Source organism: Cryptosporangium sp. NPDC048952 (genome assembly GCF_043197895.1).
In the GTDB taxonomy this organism is placed as follows: Bacteria; Actinomycetota; Actinomycetes; order Mycobacteriales; family Cryptosporangiaceae; genus Cryptosporangium.
In genome coordinates this window covers 1,486,661-1,507,028 of sequence record NZ_JBICTY010000001.1, presented here as the reverse complement: position 1 = coordinate 1,507,028, position 20,368 = coordinate 1,486,661, and the positions used below count along the sequence as shown (strand labels likewise).

Genomic DNA, 20,368 nt, shown 5'->3' with positions numbered 1-20,368 from the left:
GCAGCCTTGGGGGGAACGGTGGTGGCCCTGCTGGAAATCGTCTGGGCCAGCGTCGTGCTGGTGTTCTGATCGGCGTCTGGTCCGGGCCGGCGAGGCGCTGAGGGTTGCACGGCCTGGGGGGCTATAGGCCACCAGAGTGTGCAAGCCTCCTCCGCTAACACCGATCCCCCGGAAGAGGGAAGGCGGCAGCACCTCTAGGGGAGTTTGCGCGCGGTCGGCGCCGCGAGCCTGGAGTGCATGGTCTTTCTTTTTCTCGCCGGTGAGGCGCTGATTCGGGTGTATTGGCTGCTCGGGGGCCGTTGGGGTTACACGGCGTGCGACCGGACCGACCTGGTGCATCCGTCGGACGGGTGTGGCGCTTCGGACGTGACGTCGATTCCGTTCTGGACGGGGTGGGGGGCGCTCGGAGTGTGCGTCGCGCTGGCGGCTGTTGTGGTGTTTTTCCGGTCGTCCGTTCTCCTGTGGGTCGTAGCGGCTGCGCTCGCGACCGCCGCGTTCCCGCTGCATCTGCTGTTCGAGATTCCGGCGGGGTTCTTGGGGCGCCCTACCGATTGGCGCGACCTGGTGGCCCGGCTGGCGCTCGTGGTCGGCGCGGTGCTGTTCGCGCGGCTCGCTCCACGCCGAGCGCGGGCGACCACGTACCGACCGGTGGCGCCGTGGGCTCGCCGCGCGGCTTACGTCGCCGTGGCACTGCCGTTCGTGGGTTGGGCGCTGCCACACGCGCTCTGGGTACTGGACGTACCGTTCGGCATCTCGGGCGCCGAACTCGACGACATCCATCGCGATCTGTCGCTCGGTGCCGCGGTGGCGATCACTGTGGTTCCGCCGGTGGCCGGGTTGCTGGTGCTCGGGTTGGTGCAACGCTGGGGCCAGCGGTTTCCCCGGTGGGTGCCGGTGCTGGGTGACCGGGCCGTTCCGCGTTTGCTGGCCCTCGTGCCGGCGGCTGCCGTTGCGGTCGCGCTGGTGACGTACGGGGCGTTGAGTTTCGGCGTGCTCGTCCGGACAGCGTCGTGGTCCGACGTGACGGAGGGGTGGGCGGTCACCGCCACGCTCTTGGTCTTCGTCGGGTGGGGGATGGCCCTCGGCGTCACCGCTGTCGGCTACCACCGGGCGACGTCGTGAACCGGGCGCCTCGGTGGGCGGTGGTGGTGGCCCACACGATTCCGCTGCTCGTGTTGCCCGCTGGTTTGTGGCGCATCGGGGCGACGCTGGTCCGCCCGGACGGCGAGATCGTCTACGTGATCTGTCTGTCGGTGGTGTCCGAGTTGCTGGCGTTGAGCGCTGTCGGACTGGTCGCGCCGTGGGGCGAGGTCGTTCCGTCGTGGGTGCCCGGGCTCCGCGGCCGCTCGGTGCCGGCGCGGGTGGTCACGTTCATCGCCGGGCTCGGTGCGGTGGCGCTGACCGTCCTGTGGACCGCGGCTGCGGTCGCGGTTGTGCGAAATCGGTCGATCACCGGCGCTCCGCTGGAGGATCCGAGTGCCGTGCCGTGGGCGGAGCACGACTACCTTTTCGAAGTGTGTTACGCGCCGCTATTGCTCTGGGGCCCGCTACTCGGCGTTCTCACCCTGGCGCGCTCGTCCAGGGGCGGGTGGGTTGGAGCACGGCCTCGGTCAAAGCCTCCGTGCGCCAGTGGGTGACCTCCTGGTACTCGGGGTCCGCCACCATCGCACTGAACGCCTGCCGGCTGGGATACCGCACCAACAGCACGGCATCCCACTGCTGTCCGTCCTCCGCGACCAGCGCGGTGTCACCGTCACCGGCGTAGAGCACCTCGGCGCCGTACCGCGCGAGGAACCGCTCCCGGAGGGCGGACGCGTACTTCGCGTACGACTCCCGCCCGCCCTCGGCGAACCGCAACAGATTGAGCATCACCACCGGCTCGTCCGAGCCGGTGGCGACGAATGCCTTCAGGTCACTGCCACGAGGATCGACGCCCATGACCCCTGATTATGGTCAGAGCTTCTGGGCCGCGCCGAAGGTACGGCGAATGTCGCCCAACGCCTTGAGCTGAGGCTTCGCGGTGCCGTCGGGCTCGATCATGCGGAACCCGTACTGGTGGCCGTAGCTGTCCGACGGCGTCTTGTAGGCGCAGTAAGCCACCGCGAGCTTCACCTGCGGCCACTGGTTCCACGCCAGGTAGAACGACCGGGACAGGTACGACGCGGCGGTGGCGTCGTCCTGGACTCCGAACAGCCACACCTGGTTGCTCGGGATCCCCGTGTTCGAGTGCACGCTGTAGCCGAACTCGGTCCACCAGATCGGCTTCGCGCCGTCGCCCTTGGCGGCCATCAGGTTGATGATCGCCGGCATGTTCGTCATCCGGGCCTTGCCGGTGATGTCGGTCGACTCCGGGGCCTTGGTCTGGTTCCCCTGGTACGGGTGGACGCCCATGATGTCGAAGAAGCCCTTGGCGCCCTGGTCGTAGCAGTCGGCGATGAACGCGTCGTCGGTTTGGCTCGGCCCGGCGAAGATCACCGGCAGGGTCGCGCGACCGGCCTTGATCGCGGTGTAGGCGGCCTTGAGGATCGGGACGTACTTCACGGCCTGCTGGTGGGGGTCGCTGACACCGACGAACTCGGTCAGGTTCGGCTCGTTCCAGACCTCGATCGCGGCGAGCTTGGCGCCGTAGGTCTTCGCGAGGAACGTCAGCCACGGCTTGATGGAGTTCGGGTCGGTCGGGTACTGCTTGACCTCGCTACCGGTGCCCGGCCGCGACCACGCCGGCGACTGGTGCACGGTGAGGAAGATCTGCATGCCCCGGGCGCGCACCGCGTCGATGACCGCGGTCAGGCGCTGGTGGTACCACTGGTTCACGTCCGGCGCCGCCGTCGTCGGCTGAGCCGACGACCAACCCACGTCCGTACGAATCATCTGGACGCCCTGGGCCTGGAGGGTGTCGAGGTGCTTGGTGAACATGGCGTTCGGCGTGAGGCCGTTCCAGTACATCTCCCACGTGCCGTGGAACTGGGCGCCGACGACGGGCGGGGCGGCGTTCTTCGTGGTGGTGGTTTTCGTCGTTGCCTTGGGGGTGGTGGCCGCGGCGGCGGGGGCGCTCAGTGAGACGAGGCCGGCTACGACCGGGGCGGTGATGGCGGCGGTCTTCAGCAGCGAACGGCGATCCACTAGAGCAACTCCTGGGGCTTGGTGACCTTGTCAGGGAGTTGATCGGAAGCGCCGGGTGCGGGGTTGGGGTCTGGTCGGGCGCAGTTGGGTTGCGTGGATTCGCGGCGGCGGGGCGCACCCCGGCGATACCTGACGGGCCGCTACGTCGAGCTGAGCTGGTTGTCGATCTGGTGGTGGATCGGCGATCAGCTTCGCTACGCCCTCGGCGGGCGCGGGAAGTTCGGCAGCGAAGGCACCCTCCGCGCGCTGCCGTGCGGTGCGCGCCGACGCGTCTGGGTTGTTCCTCGTCCGACGCTGGCATCGCCCACTCACTCGCCGGTTGTCGTCGGACGAATGCTCCTGAACGTAGGCCGGTCGGGCTCAGGCAGGTGGGTACTGGCTCGCCTGAAGGAGCCGGGCGAGATGGGCCGCGTTCGCGGCGAGCGTCTTGGTGGCGGCGCCGGTCGTGTCCGGCTTCGGGCCGGCCTCGTCGTAGTCGACCGTCTGCATCGCCTCACCCACCCAGTAGGTGGCGCCGTTGGCGGGGATCGTGAACCCGACGTCGTTCAACGCCTGGAACACCTCCGCCGTGACGTGATGCGCGCCGTCCTCGTTGCCGACGACGCCGAGCACCGCGACCTTGCCGTAGGTCGACAACCGGCCTTCGTCATCGGTCTCGGACAGCTCGGCGTCCAACCGCTCGAGCACCACCTTGCTGACGCTGGAGGGCTGACCCATCCAGATCGGGGTGGCCAGGACGAGGATGTCGGCGGCGAGGATCTTCTCGCGGATGCCGGGCCATTCGTCCCCGTCGCCCTCGTCGGTGGACACCCCGAACCGCACGTCGTGGTCGACGACCCGGATGACGTCGCCCTCGACGTCGTGGTCGGCCAGCGCGGTGAGGATCTCGCGCGCGATGAGCTCGGAGCTCGACGATGCCGGAGACTTCTTGAGGGAGCAACAGAGCGCGATGGCTTTCAGCGTGGACATCACCGCGTCGTATCCGCTCGGTCGGCGCCCAAACAAATGTCCCACCTGCGCTTTACCCGAGGAACTGGGCTTCCGGGGCTGACCCGCCAGCAAGGGCATGGCTGGCAATCAGGTCGCACTCCGCTTCCAGCTGCCGAGCCAGAACGGAACCCGGCATCTTCCACCACGACCACTCGAGTTCGCCGGTAAACGCCGCCCTCTGCCGGTGCTCTGCCACCCGACTCTTCGCGACGTGAGACGTCAACCGGCTCCGCACTCGCCCTTGGCCGATGTATACGAGCCGCTTCTCACCGGCGCGACGGATCCGATACACCCCGTCGACCTGATCGGCGACGATCGTGGAACTCCACGGACTCCAGTGAAGCCCAGCCCAGTCGGACGCGGTCGGGTCGCCGGTCGTGTCGAGGATCGACGGGAAATCGGCCGAGCGCGTTGCGAGCGCGCTCTGATGGCCGCGGATCAGCTTGCCTGTGTCGGCCAATCGGCGGTTGTTGCCGGACGACTTGACCCACCCGTCAGGCATTCGTCCGAAGTTGGCTGTCGGCGAGCGGCCGAACTCCGCTCGATGCTCGGACACGACCACGCACTCAGCGGTCTTGCGATCCACAACCTCGCCAGCGACTTCCGTCACCGAGAACTCGAATTCGGCGTCGCCGGTGGTTCGCATGACCCAGAGGCATGGCGCGGCGGTGTGCGGGTCGTTGAACGGGATCTCGTCTCGGTAGAGCGCGCACAACTGGCCAAGCCGTTGCCGGAGGTTCAACGTCTGCCCGACGTACGCCCAGCCGGTCTCTCCGACGGCCCGCACGCGATAGACACCGGGCTCACGCGTCGTCCAAGCACGCGCGTCCCTATCGATCAACGGAAGCCAGTCACTCCACGTGCGCGTCGAGATACTGCGCGATCGACTACTCGTTGGAATGTTAGCTTGAAGATCGCCGCTGGTCACGGCACTCGTCCCACGCTTCTGATAGTGCCAAAAGCGCGGCTGGGGCGCAGCGAAGGCGGCTTGCTCGCTCAGCGGGGCGGGCCGACTTCGGATCCGTGAGCTTCATGCCGTGCGACCGGCGCAGGACCGTGCCTTGCAGACGACGAAGCCCCCGGAATCATCCGAACCGGGGGCTAGCGACGGGAGCAGCTGAGGGGCGCCTACTCGGTCTCGTCGATCAGCTCGTTGCGCAAGTCGTCCTGCTCGAAGTGAGCCGAGTCCTCCCCCGCCTCGCCCTCGCCGACATCGCGTTGCACGGCCTTGCCGATCGCGGTCTCCACCAGTCGGTACAGCGCCTCGCGTCGCGTCGCGAAGTAGCTTTTGAAGTCGTCCTTTTCATGCAGATCCGCCGGGACGAGATGGGTTTGCAGGAGCTCGCCGAGCCTCGACCGATCGATCTGGGCGCGGGCCTGGATGGTCTGCAGGTAGATCGACGGCGCGGCTCCGCCGATGGTCCGGTTGGTCCGGGCGCCGAAAGTGCAGAGAGCAGTTGGTGCTTTACGGCGCCCCTCGGGCGACCTGCCGACCAGGTTCGGCGGACAGCCGATCTCGCCATATTGAGCAAGTTGTCAACGCCGCTTGTATCGAGATCCGGCTGTTCCGCAGCAGTCTCCGGGCCGGCCCCGCGCAGCTCACGGCACGGTGATACGACGCACCGGCTGCCCGGTCACCGCAGCCACCGTCTGGAAGTCTCGATCCTCGCTGAGCACGATCAACTGATGCCGCTCCGCGGTCGCCGCGATCAGCAGATCGACCGCACCGGCCGACCGATGCTCGCCCCGACGAGTCAACGCCTCCTGAATCTCCGCTGCCCGCGCGTATGCGCGATCAGCCATCGGGACCCACGCGAACACCTGCGCTAGTAGGCGCTGCTTATCCAACCGGTCGGCCAGCGACCGCGCCGAGTACAGGAACTCCAGCTCCACGACCGGACAGACCGCGACAACCCCTGCCGACAAGAAGTCCGCCCACGCCGCCCGATGCTCCTTCTGCAGGATCCGGGCCAAGCCCGAGGTATCGATCAAGAAACGAGCAACACTCACCGGCGCCCGCCACCCTGACCGTCCAGCAGATCATCGAAGTCGCCCTGATCGGCCATCGCGCCCAGTTGCTCCAGCGCCTGCAAACGCAGCAACCGGGCAGACACCTCGCGCAATGCGCCGTTCACGGTGTCCTTCTTTGTCTTGGTTCCTAGCACCTGTGCTGCCGCGGCCAGCGCCTCGTCGTCGATCTCCACCGGCGTTTTGGTCATCCCCATCGCGGATCACTCCTCTCGGCGATTCGACATCCCAGACATTCTACGGAGATATCCCGGATATCGGCAACCGTGACGGCGCCTCCGGCATAGCGCTGGCAACGCAGGGGCCGCTTCTAGTCACGCTCCTCGGTTTCGCGCGCCGAGCAGGTTCAGTCGCCTCACGGGCAGCGTCGCGGAACTCCGTGCGGAACGCGGAAACGTTGACCTCGCCACTGGGCAAGCTGACGCCAACGGGCCGGGAAGCAGGTGCTTCCCGGCCCGTTGGTGTTGACGCGATCAGCTGCAGCTGTAGGAATCCCAGCAGTCGTTGTAGCGCTTCTTGTGGTGCCGGCGGCGACGCGGCTTGCACTCGTCGTACGAGTAGTCGTTGCAGTTGTCGTACGAGTAGTCGTAGCAGCCGCTCATATCGCCCAGCCTCCAAGTTTCCTTCGCGGGGTATCTCCCCGTCCTGGAACCAGAATCCCGCGAAACCGGCGCCCGCTCGATCGGCGCCATGACGCGGAGGATGTTCGGTTCACAACACTCGCTCGGTGGCTAAGTTGGCCGGTGGGTCCACGGAGGACGGAGGCGATCGTGGCGGCACGCTGGCGATGGCTCGTCGCGGCAGTCGCGGTGCTCGTGGGCGCGGCGCTATTCGTTCTGTTGCCAGAATGGTTGCTCCGACACGACCTGGGCGCCGCCGCAGCCGCGAAACTCCCGCCAACCGATCGCGCTCAAGCCCTCAGCCAGACCCGCGGTCAGCTCTTGCAGGCGTTCGGAGCGGTCGCTGTTCTGTCCGGCGCGGTGCTGGCCTGGTCACAATTGCGCCAATCAGCGGCGGCCACGACTGCCCAGCTCGTCGTCCAACGCCAAGGCCAGGTCACCGATCGCTACACCAAAGCGATCGAGCTGCTTGCGAGCACCGACCGGACCCTACGCGTCGGCGGCATTCTCGCCCTCGACCGCATCGCCGGGGAGTCGCCACCCGATCGGGTCACCATCGTCAACGTGCTCGGGTCGTACCTCCGTTCGGAGGCGCCCTGGCCACCGGCCGACGATGCAGCGCCGATCGCAGCCGATCTGCCGCTGCGGGTACGCCAACAAGATGCCCAGGCCGCGCTGTCGGTCGTCGGCCGGCGGATCTCCGCCGACGATCAACCGGTCGACTGGATCACCGTCGATCTGAGCGGCACCGACCTGCGCAACGGCAACTTCGCGAAAGGTTCGTTCTGGCATGCCCGGTTCACTGACGCGAATCTGAGCGGAGCTAACCTGCGCGGAGCCGATCTGCGCGGTGCCGACTTCACCCGGACGACTCTCACCGGCGTCGACCTGGCCGGTGCCTGGTGGGACGACACGACCTGGTGGCCGGAGGGGTTCACGCTGCGCCCGGAGCCTCCCTGATCAATCGACGTCGTCCTGGCGCAGGTTCGCCGGGAGCGGCAGGTCGTACTTCTGGGCCAGACAGAGGGTCTGGGCATAGCGACGCGCCCGCTGCGCGACGTCGCCGAGCACATACGCATTGGTGCCCGCTCCGGCCACCACGGCAAGCACCGGCATCGCTTTCGCGACCTTGTCCACCGGCACCGCGCGATGTTCTCCGGGTGCGATCGAGCCTGCTGCGGCGACGGCGTCGATGTGGCCGGGGTAGCAGGAGAGCTGAGAAGCGCTGCACGGTTTGTGCCCTTACAGGGGTTCAAAGTGTGCAACGCTTAGCAGGCGCGATCGCCGAGCCGTGAGACGACGAAGGCCCCTCACGCTACGCCCCGAATAGTGGTCGTAAAGGGAGGCCTGTGGCCGCTCTCGGCACTTAGAGGTGCTCTGAGCTCGGAATATGCTCCCCCGACTGGACTCGAACCAGTAACCCTTCGATTAACAGTCGAATGCTCTGCCAATTGAGCTACGGGGGAATGCTCCGGCGCCCGCCACCTCTCGGCGACGTGCCTGGCAAGCCTACAACATGCCAGGGGATGCTCTGCACCAGCGGTCACCCACCCGACCGTGGCCACGGCGTGACCCAGAAAGAAGCGTCGGTTTGGTACTACGGGTGTGGGATAGACCCTCGTCGGGCATCACTTCGTAACGACTGGCAACCACCCCGGAAGCCGACTTCAGGAGTCGACATGCGTAACAAGCTGCTCTTCATCACCGGCGTTGGCATCGGCTACGTGCTGGGCACCAAGGCCGGACGCGAGCGGTACGAGCAGATTCGTCGTACCGCCGCCAAGGTCAAGGAGAACCCGACCGTCCAGGAGGCGACCGGTGTCCTCCAGGCCCAGGCCGGGAGCCTGGTGAGCTCGGCGAAGGACGTGGCGAACGACAAGCTGGCCGGCACGGCCATCGGGGCCAAGGTGAACAACCTGCTCGGCTCGTCGTCGAGCCCGAGCCCGGCCCCGACGGTCACCGCCGGCCCGGCCACCGGCGCCCCCTCGTCACACACGCCGCGCCCCGCGGGCTCGAACGGCTCGATGTAGTCGACTGCGTGCCCGCGGCGCCGCGGGCCAGCGGTACGCGTCGCGCGGTCGCAGGCCTGCGACATGCCGTCGCGGACAATCCGCGCCTGACGGACACCTGCTCCGACTGCTGAACGCCGGGTCGAGCGCGAACCGATCGACCCGGACCGCGGGCCGCCGACGCACACACCGGCGGTTGCGCGCCACAGAGCGAGGGCCCAGCCGATAAGGCTGGGCCCTCGTCTTGTCCGACGAGTTTCCGGGGTCATCCGACGATTCTCCGGCCCTATCGCTTCCCCTGAGAGCCCGAAAACTCGCTGTCAAACCCCGAAAACCCGTCGGCCACCGCCGTGCGGTGCCGCCGCGCCCGCTCCGCCCCCGTGCGACGCCACGCGCCCCCGTGCGGTGGTCCCTTGGCGGGCGAACGCCGGCCCGGCCCAGCGAGGCCCCCGCGCGAGGCCCCCGCGCGAAGGCCCCCGCGCGAAGGCCCCAACGCGAGGCCCCCAGCGCGAAGCCCTTGCGCCGCCAACCCCGTCCGACGCAGTCGGGCCACGCCCGCGCGGGTCAGCCCCGCCCCGACAGAGCCCTAAGACCCCGAACTGAACGCCGCATCGAACGACGCCGTCGGCGGCTCGATCTGCGTCAGCTTCCGTACGAACGCCAACGCGTCCGGCGCCCCCACCAGCCGATCCATCCCCGCGTCCTCCCACTCGATCGAGATCGGCCCCGCATAAGAAATGGAGTTCAGCATCCGGAACACCGGCTCCCACGGCACGTCCCCGTGGCCCGTCGACACGAAGTCCCAGCCCCGACGCGGATCCCCCCACGGCAGGTGCGACCCGAGCCGCCCGTTCCGCCCGTTGAACTGCTTCACCGACTCCTTGCAGTCCACGTGATAAATCCGGTCGCGGAAGTCCCAGAGGAACCCGACCGGGTCCAGGTCCTGCCACACGAAGTGCGACGGATCGAAGTTCAGCCCGAACGCGTTTCGGTGATCCACCGCCTCGAGAGCAGCCACCGTCGACCAGTAGTCGTACGCGATCTCCGACGGATGCACCTCGTGCGCGAACCGCACGCCCTCGGAGTCGAAGACGTCCAGGATCGGGTTCCACCGTGCCGCGAAATCCGCGTAACCGCGCTCAATCATCCCCACAGGCACCGGCGGGAACATCGCCACCAAATGCCAGATCGACGACCCCGTGAACCCCACCACGGTGTCCACACCCAACAGTCGAGCCGCCCGCGCAGTGTCCTTCAAAGCGTCAGCCGCGCGAACACGCACGCCTTCGGCGTCACCGTCCCCCCACACTGCAGGCGACAAAATCCCCTGATGACGCTCGTCGATCGGGTTGTCGCACACCGCCTGCCCGGTCAGGTGATTGGAAATCGCCCAGACCTCGAGGCCATAGCGCTTCAAAATCTCCCGACGCGAAGCGACGTAAGAAGGATCCGAAACCGCCAACGACACGTCGAAGTGATCGCCCCAACATGCGATCTCGAGCCCGTCGTACCCCCACCCCGACGCGAGTTTGCACACCTCTTCGAACGGCAGGTCGGCCCACTGCCCGGTAAACAACGTCACTGGCCTCGGCACGACTAGACCTCCACCCATCCAGAACCGGCATCGGAGCTAGCCGAAACAGCAGCCAGCACCTTCTGCACCTGCAACCCATCAGCGAACGACGGCGAGGGGTCCTCCGAGGAACCGATCGCCACCACGAAATCACGGAACTCGTGCGTGAACGTGTGCTCGTACCCCAGCGGATGCCCCGGCGGCCACCACGCCCCCAGATATGGATGTGTCGGCTCGGTCACCAGCACCCGCCGATAGCCGCCCTCCTCGGCCGGGTCGGACGAGGAGAAGAACTGCAGTTCGTTCATCCGCTCGAAGTCGAACCGAATACCGCCGGAAGACCCGTAGATCTCCAACTGCATCGCATTCTTCCGCCCGGTCGCGAACCGCGTCGCCTCGAACGTCGCAATGCCTCCCTCGGCGAACCGTCCGAAGAACACCGCAGCATCGTCCACTGTCACGTCCCCGACGCCGGCACCCCCGGACGCCGCCGACAGCCCCGACCCACCCGACAGCGGCCGCGACGACACGAACGTCTCCAGCATGCCGGATACCCCCGACAACACATCGCCCACGACGTACTGGGCCGCGTCCACGATGTGCGCCGCGATGTCACCCAGCGCCCCGGACCCGGCCCGCTCCTTCTGCATCCGCCACGTCAGCGGCGCCAACGGGTCCACGAGCCAGTCCTGCTGATACGCCGCCCGCACGTGGTGCAGTGTCCCGAGCCGCCCGGAAGCCACCAGCGACCGCGCATACGCCAACGCCGGCACCCGCCGATAGTTGAACGCCACCATCGAGCGCACACCCCGAGCAGCAGCGTCAGCCGCCGCGGCAGCCATGTCAGCAGCTTCGGCCACCGAATTAGCCAGCGGCTTCTCGCAGATCACGTGCTTCCCCGCGGAAAGCGCCTCGATAGCAATAGCAGCGTGCGTATCCCCCGGCGTGCAAATGTCCACGATCTGCACGTCGTCACGCGCGATCAACGCACGCCAATCCGTTTCCGACGCCGCCCACCCGTGCTGTTCCGCGGCCGCTTTCACGGCAACCGGATCCCGCCCGCCGATGGCCGCCAGCCGCACTCCGACCGGCAGATCGAAGACGTGACCCACTGTGCGCCATGCCTGTGAGTGCACGGCGCCCATGAACGCGTACCCCACCAGACCGATCCCTAGTTCTGGCTTCACGAACGGAACCCCGTCTTCAGGTACTGGTCGACGTTCTCCTTGGTCACGGTCGCCGAGGAGAGCGTGATGCTCGCCGGGACGTCGTTCTCGACCAGGTCGGAGAAGCCCTTCTTCTGGCCGATCAGCCGCGCGATCGAAATGGCCGAGGAGGCCATGCTCGGGCTGTAGGTGACGGTCGCCTTCAACACCGAATTGTCGGCCTTGATCAGCTCCATCGCGTCCAGCGAACCGGCGCCGCCGACCATCAGGAACTCGCTGCGCTTGGCCTGCCGAATGGCCGCCAGCACGCCGAGGCCCTGGTCGTCGTCGTGGTTCCAGAGCGCGTCGATCTTCGGCGCGGCCTGCAGCAGGTTCGAGGTGACCTGCTGCCCGGAGGCCACCGTGAATTCCGCCGCCACCCGGTTGGTCACCTTGAAACCGGCACGGGCCAGCGCGTCCTTGAATCCCCGTGAACGGTCCTGGGTGAGCGGCAGCGAGTCGATGCCGGCGATCTCGGCGATGACCGGGTTCGACTTCCCCTTGAGCTGCGACGCGATGTAGTTACCCGCGGAGACACCCATGCCGTAGTTGTCCCCACCGATCCAGGTCCGGTAGGCCAGCGGGGAGTCGAAGACCCGGTCGAGGTTCACAACCGGAATGCCCGCCGCCATCGCCTTGGTCGCGACCGCCGTGAGCTGCTTGCCGTCGTTCGGCAGCACCACGAGTACGCCGACCTTCTTCGTGATCAGCGTCTCGATCGCCGCGATCTGCGCCGCGACGTCGTTTGTCGGCTCGACCGGCTCGAACGTGACGTCCTCGAACGTCTTGGCCTGTGCTTCCGCGTTCTTCGCGATCGCACCGATCCAGCCGTGGTCGGCCTGCGGCGCGGAGAACCCGATCGTCACCTGCGTGCCCTTTGCGGCGTTGTCGCCGCCCACAGCCTTGGTGTTGGTCTCCGGCGTGTCGTCGCCCGAGTCGTTCGAGGTGCACCCCGCAGCCAGCAGGGTCGCGCCGACGGCGGCTCCCCCGAACAGGAAGCCCCGGCGTCCAAGCCCGCTTCGCGGGCCACTGATGACGTCACTCATGGTTCTCTCCTTTGAGAATTACGCGTGCCCGGTTACCGCCGTGGGATGGGTGAACTACGGCGGGTAGTGGGATCTGTCGTTGAGCCAGCGTCGAGCGGGGCTCGCTCGCGTGGACGGGGTTGCGTATCGAACCGCCGAGCGCGCTCGCCGGCCAACGGAAGTGGACTGACCGTCCGAGCGGGCTCGTCGGCCCGACGGAAGTAGATGGAGCGACCGTCCGAGCTCGTTCGGCCGGTCTGACGGGGGGGTTAGAAGTGACCGGCCGAGCGGGTCTTGCGGGCCGGCGGGGTGGGTTGAGTGACCGCCCTTTTCGGGGCTAGGTCGCGGACTCGGAGCGGCGGCGCTGCAGGAGCACGGCGCCGAGAATGATCAGGCCCTTCGCCAAGTTCTGCACCGGCGTCGACAGGTTGTTCAGAATGAACAGGTTCGTGATCAGCGTGAACACCAGCACGCCCAGGAACGTCCCGACGAGCGTGCCCCGACCACCGGTCAGCAACGTTCCGCCGATGATCACTGCGGCAATGGCGTCCAACTCGTAGTTCTGGCCGTTGGTGGACGAACCCGAAGCGGTCTGCGCGGTGAGCATCACCGCGGCGAGTCCGCAGCAGAGCCCGGACACCCCGTAGAGCAACGCGGTGTGCAGGCGGATGTCGATACCCGCCAACCGCGCCGCCTCCGGGTTGCCGCCGACCGCGACCGTGCGGCGGCCGAACGTCGTCAGGTTCAGGACGACCCAGCCGATCGCGAACGTGCCGAGCAGCAACCAGACCAGGTACGGAACCCCGAGGAACGCCCCGTCGGCGATCCCGTTGAACGTCTCGCTCTTGACGACCTGGGTCTGCAGGCCGGCGATCTGCTGGGCGAGTCCGCGGGCACCGATCAGCATGCCGAGCGTGACGATGAACGGCACGAGCCGTCCGTAGGCGATCAGCGCGCCGTTGATCAGGCCGACGATCACCCCGACGAGCAGGGCGCAGAGCACCATCACGAACGGCCCGTACGCCTGGGTGGCCACTGTCGTGCACCACACCGATGCGAGCCCGACGAGCGACCCGACCGACAGGTCGATGCCGCCGCCGATGATCACGAAGGTCATGCCGACCGTGACCACGCCGATCACCGAGGCGTTGGTGAGGATCGTGCGGATGTTGCCGGTGGTGGCGAAGGTGTCGGCGGTGGCGAAGCCGACGATGCACAGGATGATCAGGACGACGACCAGTCCGATGCTGCGGGTCGAGCCGCCCTCGGAGAGCGCCGCCAGCCAGGCACGGAACGGGCTGGCCTCCGCCGCGGGCTTCGCAGCCGCAGCCGCAGCCTCGACCCGAGCCTGCTCATCAGCCGGCGGCACGGTAGCCACCGGCACGGGCCCCATGCCGGCCGCCGCCCCGCCGTCGGCGGAACGAGCTCCGGAGCCGCCGGACGACGGGCCAGGCCCGCCACCCGAGCCGCGCCGCGACGCGGCGGCTTCGTCGGCGGTCGGCGCGACTGGGCCAGGCCCCCTGTCCGGGGACGGGTCGGAGGGAGCGGTGGGGTCGGTGGGGGGTCTGGTGGTGGGGTCGGTCATGAGCGCCTCGCTCCAATGCGGTGGCGGGAGGGGGTGCGCACTGCGCAAGTCGGGTCAGCGGGAGGTGGTGACGCGTTCGCCCGCCATGACCAGGTCCAGGACCTGGGCTTCGGTGAGGTCGGAGGCCGGTGCTTCGTGGACGACGCGTCCCTCGCGGACGACCAGGACGCGGTCGGCGAGGCCGAGCACTTCGGGGACTTCGCTGGAGACCATCAGCACGCCGACGCCCTGGTCGGCGAGCGAACGGATGAGCGCGTAGAGCTCGGCGCGGGCGCCGATGTCGACGCCCCGGGTCGGTTCGTCGAGCAGCAGCAGCCGGGTTTTGCCCAGGAGCCACCGGGAGACGACGGCCTTCTGCTGGTTGCCGCCGGAGAGGGTTCGCATCGTGCGGCGGGGGTCGGCGGGGCGCAGGTCCAGCGAGCGGGTGATCTCGCTGACCTCGGCCCGTTCGGCGCCGCGTCGCACGAAGCCGAAGCGGGCGAAGCGCCGCAGGGACGCGAGCGAGACGTTCCGGTAGACGGGTTCGCCGAGGAGCAGCGCCTGGCTTTTGCGCTCCTCGGGGGCGAGTCCCATCCCGGCGGCGACCGCAGCTTTCACGCTGCCGCGGCGGATCGCTTTGCCGTCGACCTCGACCGTGCCGGTGGTGGCTTTCCGCGCCCCGTACACGGTCTCGAGGATCTCCGACCGGCCCGCTCCGACGAGCCCGGCCAGCCCGACGATCTCGCCGGCCGCGACCTCGAACGAGACCCCGTCGAACTCTTTGGCTCGCCCCAAATCCCGAACCCGCAACAACGGAGCCCCAGCAACCGCGCCGCCATCCGCGTCCCGATCGGCCGCGCTGCTGGCGGCGGCCGCTGGCGGGGGCACCTTGCGCTTCGGGAACACATACTCGACGTTGCGGCCGGTCATGAGGCGGACGACCTCGTTGGTCGGGGTCGTCTTCGCGGGCAGGTCGACCGCTACCGTGCGGCCGTCCTTGAGGATCGTGACCCGGTCGCCGATCTCGCGGATCTCGGCGAGCCGGTGCGAGATGTAGATGACCGCGACGCCAGCAGAGGTGAGATCCCGGATCACCCGGAACAGGTTCTCCACCTCGTCGTGCGCGAGCACCGCGGACGGCTCGTCCATGATGATCAGCTCCGCGGAGTGCGACAGCGCCCGCGCCATGCTGACGATCTGCTTGCCCGCGGCGGGCAGCCGACCGACCTCGCGACCGGCCGGAATCTCGGCGTGACCGAGCCGGCCCAGCAGCTCCCGGGTGCGTCGTCGCGCTGCCCCGCGCGAGCTGAACCCGAACCGGCGCGGCTCGTGGCCGAGGAACACGTTCTCGGCGACGGTGAGGTCGTCGACGAGGTCGAGCTCCTGGTAGATCGTGGCGAGCCCGGCGTTCAACGCCGCGGTCGGCCGTACGAACCGCACCTCGGAGCCCCGCCACGTGATCGTGCCCTCGTCCGGCTGGTGCGCGCCCGACAACACCTTGATCAGCGTGGACTTCCCCGCCCCGTTCTGCCCGAGCAAGCAGTGCACCTCACCGGGCGCAACAGTCAGATCCACCCCGTCGAGCGCCCGAACCCCGGGGAACGTCTTCACGATCCCCGACAACCGCAGTAAAGGCTGGCCGTCCGCGCCGCCCGGCCGTCCCGCGCCATCCGCCCGCGCCGCGTCCTGCGCATCGCGCACGTCGTCGCCGCCGGCCGAGCCGGGACCAGGGAGAGTCATCGCGTCACCGGTCCGTACGCCATCTCGCTGGCCAGCGTCGCCGCACCGGCAACCCCGGCGCGCGCCCCGAGCTCCGACAACACCACCGGCAGATTCCGCGTCGCCAACGGCAACGACCGCCGGTAGATCACCGACCGAACCTCGGCCAGCAACAGATGCCCGAGCCCGGCCAGTCCACCACCGATGACGATCATCGACGGGTTGAAGAAGCTCACCAGCGACGCCAGCACCCCACCGAGCCGCCGCCCACCGTCCCGGATCAATCCGATGCACACCGGGTCACCTTCACTCGCACCGGAACCGACGTCGGCGGCGGTGACCGTGCCGTGAACCCGCAACCGCTCCGCCAACGCCGGCGACGTGTCGCTACGGGCCGCCGCCAGCGCATCCCGCGCCAACGCCGCCCCGCCGAACATCGCCTCGAGGCAGCCGGCGTTGCCACACGCACAGACCGGGCCGTGCGGGTCGACCTGAATGTGCCCGATGTCCCCGGCGCACCCGTCGACACCCCGATACACCTGGCCGCCGACCACGATCCCGCACCCGATCCCGGTGCCGACCTTCACGAACAGTAAGTCCTCGATCGACCGAGCCACCCCGCCACGGCGCTCACCGACCACCATGATGTTGACGTCGTTGTCGACGACGACCGGGCACCCGTGCCGCCCCGCGAGCTCCTCGCGGACCGGGTAGCGGTCCCAGCCGGGCATGATCGGCGGCGACACCGGAACACCGTCCCGGAAGCTCACCGGACCGGGCACGCCGAGCCCGATCCCCGCCAGCCGGGGCAGATGGCCGTCGGCGCGCAACTTCTCGACCAGGTCGTCGACCTGATCCAGCACCGACTCCGGGCCGCGCCGGATGTCGATCGACTCCTCGATCGACGCGACCGGCTCCAGCGACGCGTCGGTGACCTCGACCGTCATCGACGTCACGCCGAGGTCGACGCCCACGAACCGCAGTTCGGGGTCGAGCTCGACCATCGTGGAGCGTCGGCCGCCCCGAGACGCGGCCGGGCCGCCGTCGCGGGCGAGGCCGAGTTCGTTGAGACGGGTCAGCTCGGCGGCCAGCCGCGCTCGTGGGAGTTCGAGCCGGTCGCCGAGCTCGGCCCGGGAGGCGGGCCCCTCGTCGCGGAGAGTCAGGAGTATCTGGGATTGCGCGGTGTTGTCCGGTCTGGGCCGAGGCGTCATTGCACAGCCTTCCCAAGTTGCCTACGTCACAAGGCGTGGGGAGACCGTAGAACTCGCTTCCTGTGAATGTCCAGACTCTTTTGGATTACAGACGCCTAACTTTTGTTCGAGCGAGACGAAAGTTCTTGCACGCCGGTACGAAACTGGGCGTAGCGGTCACGGGCCCCGGAGTAGTCGTCCGTGGCGTCCGGTGCGTGTTCGGCAGCAACCGTCCACTGCGGCGCCTCGGCCGCCCCCGACAGCGCCCACGCCGCCTGCCGCGCCGCACCCAGCGCCACGTACTCCCCCGGCGCCGGCACGTCGACCGGCACGCCCAGAATCCCCGATGCCACCGCCCGCACCGCCGGCGACATCGCGGCGCCCCCGATGAGCAGCGCCCGCCGAACCGGCACACCGTGCTGACGGACGGCGTCCAGCCCGTCGGCCAGCCCTAGCAGCATCCCCTCGACCGCGGCCCGGGCCAGGTTCTCCGGGCGTGCGTTGGCGCGGGTCAGACCCGTGAGCCGCCCCGTCTCGTCGGGCAGATCCGGCGTGCGTTCACCGTCCAAATAAGGCAGTAGCGTGAGCCCGGCCGCACCGGGGGTGCTGCTCAAAGCCAACTGCGACAAACGGTCCAGATCGACGCCCAGCAAGTCGGCAGCCGCGCTCAGCACTCGCGCGGCGTTGAGCGTGCACACCAGGGGGAGGAACCGGCCGGTGGCGTCGGCGAAGTCGGCGACGTAGCCGCTCGGGTCGTTGGTCGAAGTCTCGGCCACCGCGAACACCGTGCCGCTGGTGCCGAGCGAGACGACGACGTCACCCGGGCCGGCGCCGAGCCCGAGCGCGGCGGCCATGTTGTCGCCGGTGCCGGCGGCGAGCGCGATGCCCTCCGGGGTGCGGCCGACGATCTCCGCGGGGCCGGCGACGCGGGGAACGTCGAGGTCACGGCCGAACGCGCGGCGGAGCAGGTCCATGCGGTACTCGCCGGTCGCGGCCGACCAGTAGCCGGTTCCGGACGCGTCGCCGCGATCGGTCGTGGGGGCAATGCTCTGGCCGGAGAGCTTCCAGGTGAGCCAATCGTGCGGCAGGAGGACCCGTTCGACGCGCTTCGCCTCGTCGGGCTCGTTCGCGGCGAGCCAGCGGAGCTTGGTCACCGTGAAACTGGCAACCGGCACCAGACCGACAGCGTCGGTCCAGGCCTGGGCTCCGCCCAGTTCGTCGAGCAGGTCGGTGGCCGCGCCCGCGGACCGGGTGTCGTTCCAGAGCAACGCCGGGCGGACGACGTTGCCGTCGGCGTCGAGCGTCACCATGCCGTGCTGTTGACCGCCGACAGCCATCGCTTCGACGCCGTCGAGCAAGCCGTCGGACGCCGTCCGGAGCGCGTCCCACCAGATGGCGGGGTCGACCTCGGTGGCGTCAGGGTGGGGCGCCCGCCCTTGCCGGACCACCTCACCGGTCTCGGAGTCGCAAATGAGGACCTTGGTGGATTGCGTCGAACAGTCGACGCCAGCGACGAGAGCCATGGCGTTTTCCTACCTTGTGATGCCCGTTCGCACCACCGAGCTGAGCCGCGCGCCCATCCGGCGGGCGGCCTCTTCGAGACGATTAGGGGGATGTGCGGCATAACCGATCACGAGTCCGGGCTGGCCAGGGGCGGTGCGGTGCCAGGAGAGGGGGTGCACGCGGACGCCGACGTCGGCGGCATGATCGGCGAGTTCGGTGTCGGGGATTTCGCTGGGAAGCGTGATCAGGAGGTGCAGGCCGGCCGCGACGCCTTCGACGCGGGCGTCGGGGAGGTGGGTCTTGAGCGCGGCGAGGAGGGCGTCGCGGCGGCGGCGCTGGCGTTGGCGAACCTTGCGGAGGTGGCGTTCGTACTCGCCGGTCTGCAAGAGGTGGGCGAGGACGAGCTGCGAGAGGGCCGGGTTGCCCAGGTCGGTGGAGTGTTTGATGGCGATGAGGTCGTCGCGCATCGCGCGGGGCGGGATCATCCAGCCGAGTCGCATGCCGGGGGCGAGGGTCTTGGAAGTACTGCCCATGTAGACGACGCGGTCCGGGGCCGAGGCCTGGAGCGCGGCGACCGGCGCACGGTCGTAGCGGTGCTCGGCGTCGTAGTCGTCCTCGAGGATGAGGCCGCCCCAGGCGAGCAGCTCGCGGCGGCGGGTCGGGCTGAGCACGACGCCGGTCGGGAATTGATGAGCCGGTGTCAGCAGCACCGTGCGCAGGCCGGTAGCGACCAGGTCGTGGACGCGCAGCCCGTGCTCGTCGACCGCAACGGGGTGCGGTCGCAGCCCCCAACTCACGAGCTGATCCCGCGCCCCCCGTGACCCGGGGTCCTCCATAGCGACGTCCCGCGCCTCCCACCCGCCATCGGCACCGCCGGCACCGCCGGCACCGCCGGCACCGCTCGCACCACCGGCACCGCCCGCACCACCGGCACCACCCGCACCACCCGCACCACCCGCACCGGCGGCACCCGCACCGCCCCCACCGGTCGTGCCGGTCGCGGCGGTGGCGGCGGTCGAGCCGGGCGCGGCGGTCGAGCCGGTCGCGGCGGAGGTGCCCTCGTCAGCCGGGGCGGCTGGTGAGCCGGTGAGGGTGATGGCGGTCAGGGCCAAGGCTTGGGCTACGCCGGCGACGACGAGGATGTCGTCGGGTTCGGCGCGGGTGCCGCGGGTGCGGGCGAGCCACGCCGCTAGCTCGCGGCGCAGCGCGAGTGTGCCGCGGGGGTCGCCGTAGCCGAGGTCGGCGCTGGTCATCGCGGTGAGCACGGCCCGCTCGGCTCGCAGCCACGCTGCCCGCGGAAACGCGGCCAGGTCCGGCCTCCCCGGCGACAGATCGAACTCGATCCCCTCCGCCGGCCCCAACGGCAACCGAAACCCCGCCGGATTCGAAGCCACCCCCGCCCCCGCCGTGTCCGGGACCGCAGTGCCCGCCGCGGGCGGGTGCGCCGTACGCGCGGTGGGCGCTGGGCGGGCGCGCTCCCCGTGCGACGGGTGGCCGGCGGGGGGCGGGGTGGAGGGGGCCAGGAGGTTGGTGATCACGGTGCCTGCGCCGGTGCGGGCCTGGGCCAGGCCCTCGTCCACCAGGCGTTGGTAGACCTCGACCACCACGCCCCGGGAGATGCCGAGGTCCGCGGCGAGGTCGCGCGTCGCGGGCAAGCGCGCCCCCGGCACGAGGCGCCCGTCGGCGACGGCGCCGCGGATGGCGTCGACCAGCCAGGTAGTGAGGCCTTTGGGTGGAGCGGCAGTCGCACGGAGCTGCAGAAAATCCGACCCGGCCGACATTGGTCCACCTTCTCGTGCCGCAAATGGTCCTTCAACTA

The 20,368-nt window shown here is 69.1% G+C and carries 20 protein-coding genes and 1 tRNA gene; 4 read left to right on the top strand and 17 right to left on the bottom strand.

Translation table 11 applies throughout. The features are described from left to right. Positions 1–237: 237 nt before the first annotated feature. Positions 238–1,122, top strand: coding sequence for a hypothetical protein (locus tag ACGFY5_RS07120; protein WP_392718197.1), 885 nt, complete (start codon positions 238–240; stop codon positions 1,120–1,122). Then, positions 1,119–1,637 carry a hypothetical protein gene (locus ACGFY5_RS07115; RefSeq protein WP_392718195.1) on the top strand — a complete coding sequence of 173 codons (519 nt, stop codon included), beginning with the start codon at positions 1,119–1,121 and terminating at the stop codon, positions 1,635–1,637. The genes ACGFY5_RS07120 and ACGFY5_RS07115 overlap by 4 nt, the downstream gene beginning before the upstream one ends. Here the strand turns inward: ACGFY5_RS07115 and ACGFY5_RS07110 are convergent. From ACGFY5_RS07110 to ACGFY5_RS07080, 7 genes are all read right to left on the bottom strand, one after another. After that, positions 1,561–1,938 carry a DUF1330 domain-containing protein gene (locus tag ACGFY5_RS07110; RefSeq protein WP_392718193.1) on the bottom strand — a complete coding sequence of 126 codons (378 nt, stop codon included), beginning with the start codon at positions 1,936–1,938 and terminating at the stop codon, positions 1,561–1,563. The genes ACGFY5_RS07115 and ACGFY5_RS07110 overlap by 77 nt on opposite strands. Positions 1,939–1,953: 15 nt before the next feature. Next, the gene (locus ACGFY5_RS07105; protein WP_392718191.1) at positions 1,954–3,123 is read right to left on the bottom strand and encodes a cellulase family glycosylhydrolase; all 1,170 of its coding nucleotides are present in this window, start codon (positions 3,121–3,123) and stop codon (positions 1,954–1,956) included. A gap of 360 nt (positions 3,124–3,483) precedes the next feature. After that, positions 3,484–4,092 (bottom strand): flavodoxin family protein, encoded by a 609-nt coding sequence (locus ACGFY5_RS07100; RefSeq protein WP_392718189.1) that lies wholly within the window; start codon positions 4,090–4,092, stop codon positions 3,484–3,486. A gap of 52 nt (positions 4,093–4,144) precedes the next feature. Further along, the gene (locus ACGFY5_RS07095; RefSeq protein WP_392718187.1) at positions 4,145–4,900 is read right to left on the bottom strand and encodes a hypothetical protein; all 756 of its coding nucleotides are present in this window, start codon (positions 4,898–4,900) and stop codon (positions 4,145–4,147) included. 812 nt (positions 4,901–5,712) lie between these two features. After that, positions 5,713–6,123, bottom strand: a complete 411-nt coding sequence (locus tag ACGFY5_RS07090) for a PIN domain nuclease (protein ID WP_392718185.1) — start codon at positions 6,121–6,123, stop codon at positions 5,713–5,715. Further along, entirely contained in the window at positions 6,120–6,332 is a 213-nt protein-coding gene (locus tag ACGFY5_RS07085; protein WP_392718692.1) for a type II toxin-antitoxin system VapB family antitoxin, read from the bottom strand. The genes ACGFY5_RS07090 and ACGFY5_RS07085 overlap by 4 nt, the downstream gene beginning before the upstream one ends. A 282-nt stretch (positions 6,333–6,614) precedes the next feature. Further along, positions 6,615–6,743: a hypothetical protein gene (locus ACGFY5_RS07080; RefSeq protein ID WP_392718183.1), complete on the bottom strand. Its 129-nt coding sequence runs from the start codon at positions 6,741–6,743 to the stop codon at positions 6,615–6,617. Between the two features lie 168 nt (positions 6,744–6,911). Here ACGFY5_RS07080 and ACGFY5_RS07075 point away from each other — a divergent pair, with 168 nt between their 5' ends. Further along, positions 6,912–7,721, top strand: coding sequence for a pentapeptide repeat-containing protein (locus ACGFY5_RS07075; RefSeq protein ID WP_392718181.1), 810 nt, complete (start codon positions 6,912–6,914; stop codon positions 7,719–7,721). On the opposite strand, the gene ACGFY5_RS07070 is transcribed toward ACGFY5_RS07075, so the two are convergent. Continuing rightward, positions 7,722–7,904 carry a hypothetical protein gene (locus ACGFY5_RS07070; protein ID WP_392718179.1) on the bottom strand — a complete coding sequence of 61 codons (183 nt, stop codon included), beginning with the start codon at positions 7,902–7,904 and terminating at the stop codon, positions 7,722–7,724. Positions 7,905–8,154: 250 nt separating this feature from the next. Then, positions 8,155–8,227: transfer RNA gene (locus tag ACGFY5_RS07065), tRNA-Asn, on the bottom strand. Positions 8,228–8,440: 213 nt separating this feature from the next. On the opposite strand from ACGFY5_RS07065, the gene ACGFY5_RS07060 reads away from it, so the two are divergent. Continuing rightward, positions 8,441–8,791: a hypothetical protein gene (locus ACGFY5_RS07060; RefSeq protein ID WP_392718177.1), complete on the top strand. Its 351-nt coding sequence runs from the start codon at positions 8,441–8,443 to the stop codon at positions 8,789–8,791. Positions 8,792–9,356: 565 nt separating this feature from the next. Here the strand turns inward: ACGFY5_RS07060 and ACGFY5_RS07055 are convergent. From ACGFY5_RS07055 to ACGFY5_RS07020, 8 genes are all read right to left on the bottom strand, one after another. Next, positions 9,357–10,364: a sugar phosphate isomerase/epimerase family protein gene (locus tag ACGFY5_RS07055; RefSeq protein ID WP_392718175.1), complete on the bottom strand. Its 1,008-nt coding sequence runs from the start codon at positions 10,362–10,364 to the stop codon at positions 9,357–9,359. Positions 10,365–10,366: 2 nt separating this feature from the next. Further along, positions 10,367–11,530 carry a Gfo/Idh/MocA family protein gene (locus ACGFY5_RS07050; RefSeq protein WP_392718173.1) on the bottom strand — a complete coding sequence of 388 codons (1,164 nt, stop codon included), beginning with the start codon at positions 11,528–11,530 and terminating at the stop codon, positions 10,367–10,369. After that, on the bottom strand, positions 11,527–12,594 hold the full coding sequence (locus tag ACGFY5_RS07045; protein ID WP_392718171.1) for a substrate-binding domain-containing protein: 1,068 nt from the start codon (positions 12,592–12,594) through the stop codon (positions 11,527–11,529). The genes ACGFY5_RS07050 and ACGFY5_RS07045 overlap by 4 nt, the downstream gene beginning before the upstream one ends. Before the next feature lie 316 nt (positions 12,595–12,910). Continuing rightward, on the bottom strand, positions 12,911–13,966 hold the full coding sequence (locus ACGFY5_RS07040) for an ABC transporter permease (RefSeq protein ID WP_392718689.1): 1,056 nt from the start codon (positions 13,964–13,966) through the stop codon (positions 12,911–12,913). Positions 13,967–14,212: 246 nt separating this feature from the next. Beyond that, positions 14,213–15,877: a sugar ABC transporter ATP-binding protein gene (locus tag ACGFY5_RS07035; protein ID WP_392718169.1), complete on the bottom strand. Its 1,665-nt coding sequence runs from the start codon at positions 15,875–15,877 to the stop codon at positions 14,213–14,215. Further along, the gene (locus tag ACGFY5_RS07030; protein ID WP_392718167.1) at positions 15,874–17,067 is read right to left on the bottom strand and encodes an ROK family transcriptional regulator; all 1,194 of its coding nucleotides are present in this window, start codon (positions 17,065–17,067) and stop codon (positions 15,874–15,876) included. The genes ACGFY5_RS07035 and ACGFY5_RS07030 overlap by 4 nt, the downstream gene beginning before the upstream one ends. Before the next feature lie 95 nt (positions 17,068–17,162). Beyond that, positions 17,163–18,569, bottom strand: a complete 1,407-nt coding sequence (xylB, locus tag ACGFY5_RS07025) for a xylulokinase (RefSeq protein ID WP_392718165.1) — start codon at positions 18,567–18,569, stop codon at positions 17,163–17,165. 9 nt (positions 18,570–18,578) lie between these two features. Beyond that, positions 18,579–20,330: a PLP-dependent aminotransferase family protein gene (locus tag ACGFY5_RS07020; RefSeq protein WP_392718163.1), complete on the bottom strand. Its 1,752-nt coding sequence runs from the start codon at positions 20,328–20,330 to the stop codon at positions 18,579–18,581. Positions 20,331–20,368: the final 38 nt, after the last annotated feature.